The 14,981-nt window shown below is 39.1% G+C and carries 16 protein-coding genes; 4 read left to right on the forward strand and 12 right to left on the reverse strand.

Annotation, left to right across the window (positions count from 1 at the left end; translation table 11 throughout):
* Positions 1-75: 75 nt before the first annotated feature.
* Positions 76-786, forward strand: coding sequence for a sulfate transporter CysZ (gene cysZ / locus AC0VZ4_RS13430; RefSeq protein ID WP_188085232.1), 711 nt, complete (start codon positions 76-78; stop codon positions 784-786).
* Positions 787-834: 48 nt separating this feature from the next.
* Here the strand turns inward: cysZ and rlmM are convergent, their stop codons facing one another.
* The 12 genes from rlmM to hemA all read right to left on the reverse strand — a co-directional run bounded on the left by rlmM (position 835) and on the right by hemA (position 12,283).
* Positions 835-1,920, reverse strand: a complete 1,086-nt coding sequence (rlmM, locus tag AC0VZ4_RS13435; RefSeq protein WP_007378107.1) for a 23S rRNA (cytidine(2498)-2'-O)-methyltransferase RlmM — start codon at positions 1,918-1,920, stop codon at positions 835-837.
* A 17-nt stretch (positions 1,921-1,937) separates the two neighbouring features.
* Positions 1,938-2,306, reverse strand: a complete 369-nt coding sequence (locus AC0VZ4_RS13440; protein WP_008138262.1) for a DUF423 domain-containing protein — start codon at positions 2,304-2,306, stop codon at positions 1,938-1,940.
* Positions 2,306-2,953, reverse strand: coding sequence for an alpha/beta family hydrolase (locus AC0VZ4_RS13445; RefSeq protein ID WP_475439902.1), 648 nt, complete (start codon positions 2,951-2,953; stop codon positions 2,306-2,308). The genes AC0VZ4_RS13440 and AC0VZ4_RS13445 overlap by 1 nt, the downstream gene beginning before the upstream one ends.
* Position 2,954: 1 nt before the next feature.
* Positions 2,955-3,851, reverse strand: coding sequence for a transcriptional regulator GcvA (locus tag AC0VZ4_RS13450; protein ID WP_033029067.1), 897 nt, complete (start codon positions 3,849-3,851; stop codon positions 2,955-2,957).
* A 133-nt stretch (positions 3,852-3,984) separates the two neighbouring features.
* The gene (gene kdsA / locus AC0VZ4_RS13455) at positions 3,985-4,839 is read right to left on the reverse strand and encodes a 3-deoxy-8-phosphooctulonate synthase (RefSeq protein ID WP_008138268.1); all 855 of its coding nucleotides are present in this window, start codon (positions 4,837-4,839) and stop codon (positions 3,985-3,987) included.
* A 9-nt stretch (positions 4,840-4,848) separates the two neighbouring features.
* Positions 4,849-6,102 (reverse strand): DUF819 family protein, encoded by a 1,254-nt coding sequence (locus tag AC0VZ4_RS13460; RefSeq protein WP_475439903.1) that lies wholly within the window; start codon positions 6,100-6,102, stop codon positions 4,849-4,851.
* A 14-nt stretch (positions 6,103-6,116) separates the two neighbouring features.
* Positions 6,117-6,938: a tetratricopeptide repeat protein gene (locus AC0VZ4_RS13465; protein WP_475439904.1), complete on the reverse strand. Its 822-nt coding sequence runs from the start codon at positions 6,936-6,938 to the stop codon at positions 6,117-6,119.
* Between the two features lie 152 nt (positions 6,939-7,090).
* Complete coding sequence (locus tag AC0VZ4_RS13470) at positions 7,091-7,465, reverse strand: SirB2 family protein (protein ID WP_007378114.1); 375 nt, start codon at positions 7,463-7,465, stop codon at positions 7,091-7,093.
* 27 nt (positions 7,466-7,492) lie between these two features.
* Positions 7,493-9,037: a DUF3369 domain-containing protein gene (locus tag AC0VZ4_RS13475; protein WP_475439905.1), complete on the reverse strand. Its 1,545-nt coding sequence runs from the start codon at positions 9,035-9,037 to the stop codon at positions 7,493-7,495.
* A gap of 54 nt (positions 9,038-9,091) precedes the next feature.
* Positions 9,092-9,931, reverse strand: coding sequence for a peptide chain release factor N(5)-glutamine methyltransferase (gene prmC, locus AC0VZ4_RS13480; protein ID WP_033029070.1), 840 nt, complete (start codon positions 9,929-9,931; stop codon positions 9,092-9,094).
* A gap of 2 nt (positions 9,932-9,933) precedes the next feature.
* Positions 9,934-11,019, reverse strand: coding sequence for a peptide chain release factor 1 (gene prfA, locus AC0VZ4_RS13485; RefSeq protein ID WP_007378117.1), 1,086 nt, complete (start codon positions 11,017-11,019; stop codon positions 9,934-9,936).
* Positions 11,020-11,026: 7 nt separating this feature from the next.
* Positions 11,027-12,283, reverse strand: coding sequence for a glutamyl-tRNA reductase (hemA, locus tag AC0VZ4_RS13490; RefSeq protein WP_007378118.1), 1,257 nt, complete (start codon positions 12,281-12,283; stop codon positions 11,027-11,029).
* 82 nt (positions 12,284-12,365) lie between these two features.
* Here hemA and lolB point away from each other — a divergent pair, with 82 nt between their 5' ends.
* The 3 genes from lolB to AC0VZ4_RS13505 all read left to right on the forward strand — a co-directional run bounded on the left by lolB (position 12,366) and on the right by AC0VZ4_RS13505 (position 14,849).
* The gene (gene lolB, locus AC0VZ4_RS13495) at positions 12,366-12,953 is read left to right on the forward strand and encodes a lipoprotein insertase outer membrane protein LolB (protein WP_475439906.1); all 588 of its coding nucleotides are present in this window, start codon (positions 12,366-12,368) and stop codon (positions 12,951-12,953) included.
* 2 nt (positions 12,954-12,955) lie between these two features.
* Positions 12,956-13,813, forward strand: a complete 858-nt coding sequence (ispE, locus tag AC0VZ4_RS13500) for a 4-(cytidine 5'-diphospho)-2-C-methyl-D-erythritol kinase (protein WP_007378120.1) — start codon at positions 12,956-12,958, stop codon at positions 13,811-13,813.
* A gap of 88 nt (positions 13,814-13,901) precedes the next feature.
* Positions 13,902-14,849, forward strand: a complete 948-nt coding sequence (locus AC0VZ4_RS13505) for a ribose-phosphate pyrophosphokinase (RefSeq protein ID WP_007378121.1) — start codon at positions 13,902-13,904, stop codon at positions 14,847-14,849.
* Positions 14,850-14,981 lie beyond the last annotated feature (132 nt).

A 14,981-nucleotide genomic window follows, 5' to 3' on the forward strand; every position in this document is an offset into this window, starting at 1 on the left:
TCAAAAAAATTCAGCTATTTATACTAGCTACAGTGGTAAACATTTATTGAGGTTACTGTGCAGATAGTACAAGGTATGGAATATTTTTTTTCAGGTTTTAAATTAATTACTCAAAAGGGGTTAAAACGTTTTGTTTTTATTCCATTATTAATTAATATTTTACTTTTTGGTAGCTCGCTATTTTTCTTATTCGGTTGGCTAAGTGACAGTTTTAGCTACATCAATGATATGTTGCCACAATGGTTAAGTTGGCTTGAATGGCTAATGTGGCCAATTGCTATATTAATGGTTTTATTTAGCTACAGTATGCTCTTTACAGTGATCACTAATTTTATCGCAGCCCCCTTCAACGCTTTGTTAAGCGAAAAAGTAGAACTTTATCTAACAGGCCAAAAGATTAACGATGATGGCTTTGCTGAATTAGTAAAAGACATACCTCGTATGCTAGCCCGCGAGTGGACAAAGTTATGCTATTACCTTCCTCGCGCTATAGGTTTTTTTATACTGCTTTGGATACTCCCCGTCATTGGTCAAATATTATGGGTCCTATTTACCTGTTGGATGTTCGCAGTGCAATACGAAGACTATGCGTTCGATAACCATAAAATTGGGTTTAAACAGATGAAAGACGATTTAAAAAGTAAACAAGGTCTATCGTATGGGTTTGGCTTTGCCGTTATGCTATTAACAGCAATACCATTTATAAACTTAATAGTAATGCCTGTCGCTGTGTGTGGGGCTACGCGTTTATGGGTTGATAATTACAGGCCCAAATATCGAAGTTAAATATATAAAAAATGGGTCATCAGACCCATTTTTTATTACTAATAAAACTTAGCTGTATAGATTTTGTGGCACCTTAGTAACGTTTAAATGAACGGTTATTTCCTCACGATCATGATACAAATGCTTAGCTTGCAACTCGTAGTTAATACCTTGTTTATCTAGCTCTTTTCTAATCATCGAAAGGCATTCGTAGACACTGTCAAAACGTTTTTTCATTGGAAGCTTTAAGTTAAATATAAACTCTTTAGCGTAGGCACTCACAGCCCAATCAATCATTAAGGTCGTCACTTTAGTGGGTTTTTCCACCATATCACACACTAACCAGGTAACATTTCTTTTTTCAGGGCGATATTTAAAACCGTCAGCTCTAAAATGTTTAACCTGGCCTGTTTCCATCAAATCATCATTCATCGGACCATTGTCAATTGCACTTACAAACATACCACGGCGAACAAGCTGATATGTCCAGCCCCCAGGGCAAGCGCCTAAATCGACACTACGCATACCTGCTGCAACACGAGATTCGCGCTGTTGTTCAGGAATAAATACATTAAACGCTTCATCAAGCTTTAATGTTGATCGACTCGGTGCATCGCTTGGCATGCGAAGACGTAAAATACCCATAAAAAATGGAGAATTATTAAAACTATATGAGTAACCTACATAAGCTGTGTTGTTTGTTAAAAACATGACATGCATTACAGGACGGTTTGCTTTGGGTTCGCGCAATACTGTATTTTGTTTTTCGAGGGCTTTTTTAAGTGGTGTTGATATTTTTTTACAAAACGTTAAAAGCTCTTTTCCTTCATTTGTGTCAGGGGTTTCTACACGTAGCTCTGAGCACAATGTAAACTCTTTTGCAGCTTCAACTACCGCGCCAACGCGATCTTCCACAGGCATGTTTTCAAGTAATGTACCGGCAAACCATTGGCGTGCAAACACCATATTTTTAAAATCAACTTTTTTGATTATTTCGTCGCTGTGATGCGCTTCAAAACATTCATAAACAACGTAACCCGTATTTGGCTTTGCTTTTACATAACCCGCAAAGCCTTGCTCTGCAGCGTGAAACGTTATTTCAGCAGCGGCATCGTTTTCAAACCCACTACGACAGTAAATCACAACACTAGACATATTAACCCTTAAACTCTTTAAAACTTAAATCGTGCAACTTGCACTAAAATAACTACCCAACCAATAATAAAGCACAGCCCACCTAGCGGCGTTATTGGCCCCAGCCACTTCATACCAGTTAATGCGAGTAAATATAAACTGCCACTAAAAAGTAGTGTGCCAGTTATGAAAAAACCACCAGCCCAGCTCAGATTTATGCCCCACTTAATTAAAATAGCAACCGCAATAAGCGCAAGTCCATGAACCATTTGATATTCAGCAGCAGTTTTAAAAACCCCAAGCGAATAATCTGTTAAACGGCTTTTTAAACCATGTGCAGCAAATGCACCTAACATGACCGAAAGCATACAAAAAATACTGCCCATCATTAAAAATACTTTAATCATTAATTACCCTCTAAATTTAAATCCACACAGTTTTTAATAAATTTAACAGCCTCCAAAGCAGCTGTTTCTCTATTTTGTAGCTCAGTCATACCACTTTTTTTACGAGGTTTAAGTGAGTGATCGCCGTCAGTTAACCATATATATTGAGGCTGCATAGGCATAGCCATCGTTGCAAGCTCCTCGCGGGTACCAAATGTATCTCGCTCGCCTTGCAGTACTAAAAATGGACAAACAACATCCGCAAAGTGATCAGTGCGAAGCTTTTCAGGCTTACCAGGAGGATGAAACGGATAGCCAAAAGCAAGAACACCTAAAACAGGTTGTTCTGTCGTACAAGCAAGCATGGATGCCATTCGTCCGCCCATTGATTTCCCGCCAATAAATAGCGGAATGTTTGGCTGTGTATGGTTAAGTATTTGCTCGTAATAACTAAGTAATTTAGGTGCTCGCTCAGGAGGCCTACGCTTATTCGTTTGTTTGGCTATTTGCATATACTCAAAATCAAATAGGCCAACATCAACACCCTGTTCACTGATTAGTTTTGCCACATGCTGCATAAAGTCTGAATCACTACCGGCACCAGCTCCATGGGCAAATATAAATTGCGCTATTGCTGGCTGCTGACTACTTTTAACCCACTCAATCATATTAATACTCTTGCTCTTGCTCTACTAAGCTCAACATCCACTCTTTAAAGGATACTATTTTACCTAGCTCTGTTTGTGATTCTCTAAGGACTAAATAATAGGCGTTTTTACTTTCAAGACTGTGATTAAATGGGATCACTAAGCGCCCAGCGTCAATGTCAGGCTTTGCCAGCACGCTGTTACCAATTGCCACACCTTGGCCATGCACTGCTGCTTGCAGCACCATCGACGAATGACTAAATATAGGACCTTGGTTAACTTGAATATTGCGCACACCAGCCGTTTTCATCCATGTTTTCCAGTTTTTACGGGTAGTGTCATGCAGTAAAGTGTGATGTGCTAAATCGCTTGGTTGGTCAAGCGGTTTTGGACCGCTTAACAACATAGGACTGCATAAAGGGACTAAATACTCGGTATGTAATTTATACGCTTGCACACCACTCCAATGACCTCGCCCGTAATAAATAGCCACATCAACATCATCTGTTAATGAGTTTTCGTCTTGGTCTTGCGCTTTGATCCGCACGTCGATCTCAGGGTGTAACTCATTAAATAAGCTTAAACGAGGTACAAGCCATTGAATTGCAAAACTTGGTGTTAAGCTAACTGTTAATGAGCCCTTAGCACCACGCGCTAATAGTTTTTCGGTTGCATCAATTAGTTGCGTAAAAATCTCTTTAATATCGAGGAAGTAGCCTTGCCCTTCTTCGGTTAACAATAACGAACGATTTTTACGTAAAAACAATTTCAAACCTAAATGTTCTTCAAGTGTTTTTATTTGATGACTGACAGCCGCTTGAGTTACATAAAGCTCTTCCGCAGCTTTTGTAAAACTTAAATGGCGCGCAGCGGCTTCAAAAGCTTTTAATGCGTTTAATGGAGGTACTCGTCTTGACATGATGACCAAGCTTAGAATTAGTTTTTCTTATGCGGTGAATTATATACCTATGCTGAGAAAGAGTATATTTAAGGTGTAAAAAAAGCGACCTAAGTCGCTTTTCTAACATTTCACTTAATTGTTAAGCTTTTAATTATAAGTCATTTGCACTTGTATCAAGCGGTTCAAAGCTTTTAATTAAATCGTCTACCGCTTTCATTTGCGATAAGTAACCTTCTAACTTGCTAAGTGCTAGCGCGCAAGGGCCATCACATTTCGCTTCGTTAGGATTTGGGTGCGCTTCTATAAATAAACCAGCAATACCCAATGCCATACCACTTCGGGCAAGCTCAGCTGCTTGTGCACGACGACCATCAGCCGAATCTGTACGACCGCCAGGACGTTGTAGCGCATGTGTTGCATCAAAAATTACAGGAGCCATTGCTTTCATGTCATCCATGCCAAGCATATCAACCACTAGATTATTATACCCAAAGCTAGAGCCTCGTTCACAAAGTGCTACGTTGTTATTACCCGCTTCATTAAATTTAGTAATGATGTGACGCATTTCGTGTGGTGCTAAAAACTGTGGTTTTTTCACGTTAATGATCGCGCCTGTTTTTGCCATAGCAACCACTAAATCAGTTTGACGTGCTAGAAATGCAGGTAACTGAATAACATCGACAACTTCAGCAACAGGGGCCGCTTGATGTGGTTCATGTACATCGGTAATAAGCGGAATATTGAACGTTTTTTTAATCTCTTCAAATATTTTTAAACCTTCTTCCATACCTGGACCACGGTACGAATTGATTGAAGATCGATTAGCTTTATCAAATGACGCTTTAAATACATAAGGAATATTTAATTTAGTGGTTACTTCTACGTAATGCTCTGCAACACGCATAGCTAAATCGCGAGATTCTAATACGTTAATACCACCAAACAATACAAACGGTTTGTTGTTTGCTAGTTCAATTTCATTAATTTTAATAATTTGGTCTTTCATTTAAATTCCTTACGGTGCAACTGCTTGCATCATTAATCCACAAATATAAGCCATATACGTACCCACACCATAGCCCAGTACAGCTAACAGAACACCAACAGGCGCTAATGACGGATGAAACGCTGATGCTACAACAGGTGCAGACGCTGCACCGCCCACATTAGCCTGCGAGCCCACTGCCATATAAAATAACGGTGCTTTAATTAGTTTAGCAACTAGCAACATTAAACTTGCATGTACAAGCATCCAAATAGCACCCACTGAAAATAAGCCGGGATTATCAAAAATGGCGGTTACATTCATATGCAAACCAATCGATGCAACTAAAATATATAAAAAGCTAGAGGCCACTTTTGAAGCACCAAACGCCTCTATTTGTCTCACTTTAGTAAAAGATAAACTAATACCAATCGTAGTCGATATGACAATCAACCAAAAGAATTTGCTGTTTAGGCTGTACTCTTTTGCCCACTCATAAGTAGTGCCAAAATAAGGACCTAGAAAATCAGCACAAAAATGTGCTAAACCAGTAATACCAAATGCAATAGCAAGTAATGTCATGTAGTCGTTAAGAGTAGGCATGCGAGCATGTTCTGCGTGATATGTTTCTACTCGGCGTTTTAAATCTTCAATTGCGCTAGTATCGGCACCTGTTGCCGCATCAATTTTCTTATGATTTGCTGCCATTAACAATAAAACAGCCATCCAAATATTAGCGACTATTACATCAACAGTAACCATCACCGAAAATATATCGCCGCCAACTTCAAACATCTCTTTCATTGAAGCTTGGTTTGCACCGCCACCAATCCAGCTACCCGCAACAGTTGTCATACCGCGCCATACCGCATCAGGACCATGGCCACCAACAATACTAGGGTCAACAGCACTGACGACTAAAATAGCCAAAGGTCCACCAATAACAATACCCAAGGTACCTACTAAAAACATAATAAGTGCTTTAGGGCCTAAATTAAGTATGGCTCTTAAATCAATACTAATGGTAAGAAGTATTAAACAAGCTGGCAGTAAGTAGCGCGAAGCTACGTAATAAACATTGGACTTATTGCCATCAACTATACCAAATGTATTCAGTAGTGACGGTAAAAAGTAACAAAGTAACAAGGCCGGTACGTATTTATAAAATCTTTTTAGTGCTGGGCGTTCACTGTTTGAGGTTTTAAATATAAACCCCAAAATAACAGCAAGTAAACCAAGTACAACGGCATCATTGGTTATTAATGCACTTTGAGTTTCAACCATAATTTTTCCTATTCTTAATGGTGAGTTTTATTATTATCTTCTAATTCTTCTATCTGATGTTGAATAATCTCAATAGCAGGATCGTCAGGACATTCATCGACAAAAAATTGTAAATCATCTCGTGCCATTTTAGGACAATCGAGTTGATTTAATAAGTAGCCTCTGTCGCGTCTTTCATACGGGTCGTCGCCAATTAATTCCATCAACATTTCTACACACGTTAAAGCATGGCCAAATTTATTTTCGCTAATAAAAGACCATTTTTGTTGAGCTAAGAACAATTTATATACTTCATCATCAAAAATAAGTTCTAGTGGTTCCTGTTCTTGCCCATCATCCGCATTTTCAGGGATAATATACCAACTTTGTTGACCGCTACTTGGTTCAATTATGTAGCCTTCCTCATCGCTAATAGCGACATGCACACCAATATCGCCTTGGTTTAAGCTCATGCTAGCATCGAGTTTAGCGTGTTGTAAAAAGTGGCACAGTAAAATAGCTAATGTAGTTGGGGAGCCACTGCGCATGGTTAAGGTATAACTTAAACTATTTAGTTTATGCTCAGGCACTTTTAAGCTTGAGGCACTAAATAGCCAGGTACTATAAAAAGTATCTAATAATTTTTCTAAGCGATCGTGATCGTCGCTCACTTTTAAGCACAAAACATTTATTTGTTGCTCAAAGTCGGTGAGAATGTCAAAACTTGCTGTTAAATCTAATTGAGGATCCCATTTAGACTCAGCTTTAATACAACGATAAATTGCCGCAGGGGTAAATTCATCAAAAGCATCATCAACATAAGATTCATCGTGTTCATCAAACCCGAGGGTGGTCATCAATACTGCAACATTTTAGAAAACGAAGGCGTAGTTTACCTAACTTTAAAGCTATATACCAATATAGTGATGTTTTTGAATATTTGCAGCGAGGTGGAAGAACGAGCTTTACAAGCAATACCGTAAAGCTCAAATTATTAAGGTTTACTTTATTAGAACAACAAAGCTGATTTAGACGTCGCTAAATAACCTATCGCTAAAACAACAACGGTATTAATTACAATGTAAATAATTTTAGCTAGGGTGTTAGTTTGCTTTGAACTTTTAACCCCTATCGCAATATACACAACAACTAAAATTATCTTTTCTAACAACCATAGCTGCTCAAAAGGGTTAATTTTAGCCATAAAAACAAGTGTAAGAGCAGAAACCAACAGTAGTGTATCTATGCTATGACTACCAATAAGTACCAACTTATTCTTAGCTATTTTGCCACTACCAATTCGCGAAAAAGAGCGAACATAAAATAAAATAACACTGAGCATAGCAATTGCCATGTGTGAGTGCTTTACTGCTAAATAATCCATATGCCCCTGACTTCTATATTTTTGATATTAATCTGGAAAACGAGTTAATACTATTTCTATTTCATTAAGCTTATCGTTAAGCACTTCAACAAGTTTAGGCTCAAAATGCGATCCTTTTTGTGAATTGATTTCATCAATCACTCGTTGCAGTGACCAAGGTTCTTTATAACAGCGTTTATGGCGAAGTGCATCATAAACGTCAGCAAGAGAGACTATTCGGCCAAATACATTTATTTCTTCACCTTTCAATCCATTCGGATAGCCAGAGCCATCCCATTTTTCATGGTGTTCTTTTGCTATAATTGCACCAGCACTAACAATTTCCCTCGGTGAATCTTTTAAAATGCTATAACCTTTATCTGTGTGGGTTTTCATCACTTCCCACTCTTGGCCGTCGAGCTTTCCTGGTTTATTTAAAATAGCATCCGGTATACCTACTTTTCCAACATCATGCAAAGGCGATGCTAATCGAACTAAATCGGCTTCTCGCTTAGATAAGCCATAACCCTCAGCCAATATATGACAAATATTAGCCACACGCTTAACATGATTACCTGTTTCACTTGAGCGCTGCTCTACCGCTTCACTCAATCTATAAACTAATTCCTGCTGAGTTGCTTCTATTTCTGATTGTAACTGCACATTTTCAAATGCTAATTGCACATTTTGCGAAAAAATCTCAATTAAATGACGTTGCGTATCCGTTAATAATTTTGGGATACCTGATATAAATAACATTGAGTTATGATTATATTGACTACTGCAGTAAGCAAATAGGTAATTATCTTTATATACGATTGTTTTGTCACTTAATGCTTGTTGACACGCTGCAAGTTGTTCACTTTTAAGAACCAGCTCTAACTCTTTTCCTTCACTTTGTTCAAAGTCCCCTGTACCTGAACGAACAATAAGCTTTTTGTTATTGTTTTCTTCTGGATTTTGAGCAACTAATGTAGTGGCGTACATTGCTTGATCTGCAATACCTAATAACGAGGTAAGTTGCTGCATTACGCCCTCAGTGAAACTATCTATTGAATGAGCCGAAAATATATCCCTTGAGGCTTTTATTATCTTCTCTAGCCCTTCGCGTGATTGTTCAATAGAAATAATATCGCGATATGAACGAAGACTAGACATAATAACAGTGAATAGTTTTTGCGCCGTTAATTCCGTTTTCGATTTATAATCATTAATATCATAATCAACAATAACTTGTCTTTCAGGTGCTTGACCCGGTTGCCCCGTTCGTAAAATAATTCGAATATGATTGTTTTTAGCCGTTTCACGAATGTATTTAGCGACTTGCAAACCCGCATCATCCGTTTCCATTACTACATCAAGCAAAACTATGGCGGCATCAGAGTGCTCGTCTATTAACTTTTTCGCTTCTGCACCAGAGTATGCACTTACAAACTCCAATCGTTTATTTTGAAAATCAAAATCGCTTAATGCCAATTTTGTTACAGCATGAACCTCAGGTTCGTCGTCAACGATTAATACTTTCCAGGTGCCCTGTTCTATTTTACTAACAGGCTCTTGAGGCTCATCTGAAAATAAGAAATCATCCATCATAGCTAAAATTTCCTCGCAGCATTTTTTAATACACAAGTAGACAATTTTTACTATTTAAGGCCACTGTGCGAGCGTTACACGGTCATTATTACCAAGGTCTTTCACTGTTTTAATATTAACAAACGCCATTTTTTCAAAGAAATGACGAACAGCTTCACCTTGCTCAAAACCGTGTTCTATTAAAAGATAGCCATTAGATAGCAAATAGTCACGTGATTGTGTAATTATTTGTTTAATATCAGACATTCCGCAATCATCAGCCACTAATGCCGATAAAGGCTCAAAACGCACATCGCCCTGATTTAAATGTATATCGTTGCTTTCGATGTAAGGTGGGTTTGTGACTATTAGATTAAACTTTTCACCGTGCAACTCACTAAACCAGTTGCTTTGTTTAACGTGCACATTATTAATTGCCAATCGCTGCTGGTTACGTGTAGCAAGTGCAACGGCATCGCTTACTCTATCTACTGCAATAATTTGCCAATCAGGCATTTCACTACCCAGTGCCAACGCAATTGCACCAGTACCCGTGCCTAAATCAAGTACTTTAGCTGTAGCAGGAACAGCCACTTCAAGTGCTTGTTCTACTAATGTTTCAGTATCAGGGCGAGGTATTAAGGTTGTTGCGTTAACTTCAAGTGATAAACTCCAAAACTCACGTTGCCCTGTAATATGTGCAACAGGTTCACCGTTTAAACGTCGTTGGCAAAATGTATTAAATTGCTGTTGTTGCTTAGCGTTAAGTTCATGCTCTGGCCAAGTAAAAAGGTAACTGCGAGGTTTTTGAAGAATATGTAGAAGTAAAACTTGTGCGTCTAATTTAGCACTTTCGCTGCTAGGTGCTAATAAATTAGCGCCTGCAGCAATTGCTTGTTCAAGAGTTTGGCTCACGATTACTCGTCGCCCATAGCCGCTAATAAGTCAGCTTGATACTCTTGCATTAATGGGTCAATAACGCAGCTTAAATCACCCGCTACCACTTCGTTTAAACGATAAAGTGTTAAGTTTATGCGGTGATCGGTAATACGACCTTGCGGGTAGTTATAAGTACGGATACGTTCAGAACGATCGCCACTACCAACTAAGTCACGACGTTCAGATGCTTCTGCCGCATGGCGCTTTTCATCTTCAGCTTGTTGCAAACGTGCTGCAAGTACTGACATCGCTTTAGCGCGGTTTTTATGCTGCGAACGCTGATCCTGACACTCAACCACAACACCGGTAGGTATATGTGTAAGTCGAATAGCAGAATCGGTTTTGTTAACGTGCTGACCACCTGCGCCTGATGCACGAAATGTATCAACTTTTAAATCTGCGGTATTAATTTGTATCGCTTCAGCCTCTGGTACTTCTGCCATTACCGCTACAGTACACGCAGAGGTATGGACTCGCCCTTGTGACTCAGTTTCTGGCACACGTTGTACACGGTGTACACCTGATTCAAACTTTAATTGACCGTAGACGCCTTCGCCACTGATATTCGCAATCACTTCTTTGTAACCACCGTGCTCACCTTCATTGGTGCTCACAACTTCTACTTTCCATTTTTTAGTTTCTGCATAGCGGCTGTACATACGGAATAAATCGCCAGCAAAAATAGCCGCTTCATCACCCCCTGTTCCAGCGCGTACTTCAACAAACACATTATTGTTATCTCGCGGATCTTTTGGCAACATTAATACTTGAATTTGATCCTCAATTACCAAAATTTGTGCTTTAGCTTCTTTATATTCTTCTTGCGCCATTTCACGCATTTCAGGGTCAGAATCTTTAAGCATCTCTTCTGCACTGGCTAAATTGTCTTGCGTTTCTTTATAAGTTAAAAACGTTTTTACAATCTCTTCAAGCTCGGAGTATTCTTTTGAAAGCCCACGAAAACGATTTTGATCACTAATGACCGACGGGTCGCTTAGCAGCGCTTGTACTTCTTCGTAACGCTCTACTAAGGTTTCTAATTTATTATAAACAGACTCTTTCATTTAACGGTTATTCCTGATCAATACCTAACATTTTTTTCAACTGGTTTAGCTGCGCCACTTCACCTTTTTTCGCTGCATCTTGTATTGCACGGGTAGGCGCGTGCATTAAGCGATTGGTTAATTTATTGGCCAACTCTAAAATTACTTTTTCTGCGTCTTTACCACTAGAAAGCTGACTAACGGCTCTTTCTACTAATTCCGACTTTATTGTTTGTACATCATTTCGATAATGGCGAATTAAATCTACCGAATCGAGTGAGCGCATCCACATTGCAAATTCTTTGGTGCGTTCAGTAATAATTATTTGTGCTTGTTCAGCCGCTTGTTCTCGTGCCGCCATATTCTCGCTTACAATGGTTTGTAAGTCATCAACGGAATATAAATAGGCCGCATCAAGTTCTCCTACCTGGCTTTCTATATCGCGCGGAACCGCAATATCAATAAATAGCATAGGTTTATGGCGTCGCTGTTTAAGCGCTTGCTCAACAACCCCTTTACCAATAATTGGTAATGTACTGGCGGTAGAACTAATCACGATATCCGCTTTATATAAACGTTCAGGCAGTTGCGCTAATGCAATAACATCCGCAGACACTTCATCAGCTAAGCTACGCGCTCGTTCAATTGTTCTATTGGCAACGGTGATATTTTGCGGCTCATTTTGGTATAAGTGTTTAGCTACCAGTTCAATGGTTTCGCCTGCACCAATTAATAAAACATTGGTTTTGTCGAGTTTGCCATAAATATGTTTTGCCAAGTTAACGGCGGCAAACGCCACTGAAACAGCGCTTGCACCAATGTTGGTTTCTGTACGAACTTCTTTAGCAACCGAAAATGTTTTTTGAAACAACCGATCAAATGTAACACCTACAGCATCATGCGTTTTGGCGCTATTGTAGGCTTGCTTAATTTGCCCTAAAATTTGCGGTTCACCCAAAACTAAAGAGTCTAACCCGCAAGCAACACGCATTAAGTGCTTTATTGCCTCGTTATTTTCATAGCAATATATATTCTTAATCAGTTCAAGTTCATCCAAACCATGGAAACTGGCAAGCCAACTCAACAGTGTTTGGGAATTTTGCTGAGCAAGGCTACAATAGACTTCAGTTCGATTACAGGTAGAAACAATTACAGCTTCATTAAAGTCGGCGTGGCCACTTAATTGTTGCAACGCCTCTGAAATTTGCTCAGGCGAAAAAGCCACTTTCTCACGTAATTCTACGGAAGCGGTTTTGTGATTAATACCGAGTGCTATTATGGTCATATGTGCCAATATTGCTGAGCCCTACTTCAAAGGCGGCAATTTTATCAAAAATCAGCGGAATATGGAAAGTAAGGAACAACATTTGATTCGACAATATTTTATTTTACTCATGTTTTTTTTATTTTTAGGCGGTTGCGCCCAACAAATAACATCTAAAACAATACCTTATGACAATTGGAAAGCTCACCTAGCAGATCAAAAAACTTGGCATGTAAAAGGTAAATTGGCTTTTATAAGCCCAGATGAGCGTCAATCTGCAAATTTAAATTGGCAACAAACCAAAAACAATAACAATTTAGTGCTTACCTCATTTATTGGTACGCGTATTTTGCAACTCAGACAAACAAGCGAAGGCGCAGAACTAGAATTTGATGACGATAAGTATTACGACACAAATGCCGCACAACTTCTTAAGCGTTTAACTGGTTTTACTCTCCCTGTTAATAATGCTGAAAATTGGTTAAAAGGCACAATTGACGCGCAAAGTTTAAAAGTCGATGAACTTGGTCGTGCCACACAAGTACTGTGGTTCGATGACATAGGTAAAAAGTGGCAAATAGAGTATGCCAGCTATATACAAAGTGCAGGATATTGGCTGCCAACAAAAATAACATTAAAACACCAAAAAATTAAAATCAAAATTCAACTCTACGATTGGCAATTTAATTAAATATGAATAACACGACGTCTTTTACACTTATTGCTCCGGCAAAACTCAACTTATTTTTACACATTAATGGTCGCCGTGAAGATGGCTATCATGAGTTAGAAACGTTATTTACTTTTTTAAATTTTGGTGACGAACTGACTTTTGAGCTGATAGATACACCCGACATTTTTATAACAGGTGATACTAAAGGCATACCATTAACCGATAATCTAATCTATAAAGCCGCTTTATTATTAAAAACTCAGAGTAAAACACGACTGGGTGTAAAAATAAATTTAATAAAACGTTTACCAATGGGTGGCGGTGTTGGCGGTGGTTCGTCTGATGCTGCGACCACGTTATTGGCCTTAAATAAACTCTGGAAAATTGATCGTAGTTTAGATGAATTAGCACGTTTAGGGTTACAACTAGGGGCGGATGTTCCTGTATTTGTTCGAGGTCAAAGCGCCATAGCACATGGGATTGGCGAAGAATTACACCAAGTAGAACTTGAGCAAAAATGGTACTGCGTCGTACACCCAAATCAACATGTAAGTACAGCTACAATATTTACGCATCCGGATTTAAAACGCGATACACCAAAAATTTTAGGCGATTGGAAACACCATACTTTGACCAACGATTGTGAGCCTTTAGTTAAAAAGCTCTGTCCCGAGGTTGAAAAGACCCTCCAGTGGTTGCTAAAATACGCTCCGTCGAAGATGACCGGAACAGGTTCATGTTGTTTTGTAGAATTTGCGAGTCAAGTTCAAGCACAAGATGTACTTGCTAATCTCCCCCATACTTGGCAGGGATTTATCGCCTCAAGCGTTAATATCTCCCCTGCTCATACGGAGTTAGCCGCCATATTCGATCAATGAAGTAACGTACAAGTAATAATAAGTTAACTCGCAGTGGTATTTATCATTGCCCGTTAGTCCAAAATTTCAGTGCCTGAGGAACCCAACCGTGCCTGACATGAAGCTCTTCGCTGGTAACGCAACACCTGAGTTAGCTCAAAAAGTTGCAAAACGTTTATATATTGAATTAGGCGATGCTGTTGTTGGCCGTTTTAGCGACGGTGAGATCAGTGTTCAAATAAATGAAAATGTTCGTGGCTCGGATGTTTTTATATTGCAATCAACCTGTGCCCCTACAAACGATAACCTTATGGAACTTATCGTTATGGTTGATGCACTACGTCGTGCATCTGCAGGTCGTATTACTGCCGTCATTCCTTATTTTGGTTATGCCCGTCAAGATCGTCGTGTACGTTCTGCCCGTGTACCAATTACTGCTAAAGTTGTTGCAGATTTCTTATCAAGCGTTGGTGTTGACCGTGTTCTTACGGTTGATTTACACGCAGAGCAAATCCAAGGCTTCTTTGATGTACCAGTGGATAACGTATTCGGCAGCCCTGTATTACTTGAAGATATGAAAGAGCGTCATTTTGATGATGTTGTGATTGTATCTCCAGATATTGGTGGTGTTGTACGAGCTCGCGCTATTGCAAAATTACTAAATGATACTGATTTAGCTATTATTGATAAACGCCGCCCACAGGCAAACGTTTCTCAAGTAATGCATATTATTGGTGACGTTGAAGGCCGTGATTGTATTATCGTCGATGATATGATTGATACCGGTGGTACCTTGTGTAAAGCAGCTGAAGCACTTAAAGAACATGGTGCAAAGCGTGTATTTGCTTATGCTACCCACCCGATTCTTTCAGGTAAAGCAGCAGAAAATTTACGTGACTCAGTAATTGATGAAGTTATTGTAACTGACTCAATTCCATTATCTGAGGAACTTAAAGCCCTTGATAAAATTAAGGTATTAACGCTTGCAGATATGTTAGCGGAAACTATTCGTCGTATTAGTAACGAGGAATCTATTTCAGCGATGTTCGAGCACTAAAATCAAACATTTCTGAATATAAAAGCGCCTTTAGGCGCTTTTTTTGTAAGCGATGTATATTTTAAAATCGTGTGGTGGTATGATAGCGCGCCTTTTGGCTGGGGTCCTTGGTCGCAAAGGCCCTACACATTT

This window comes from Pseudoalteromonas sp. QJM3NY_22, from assembly GCF_056173065.1.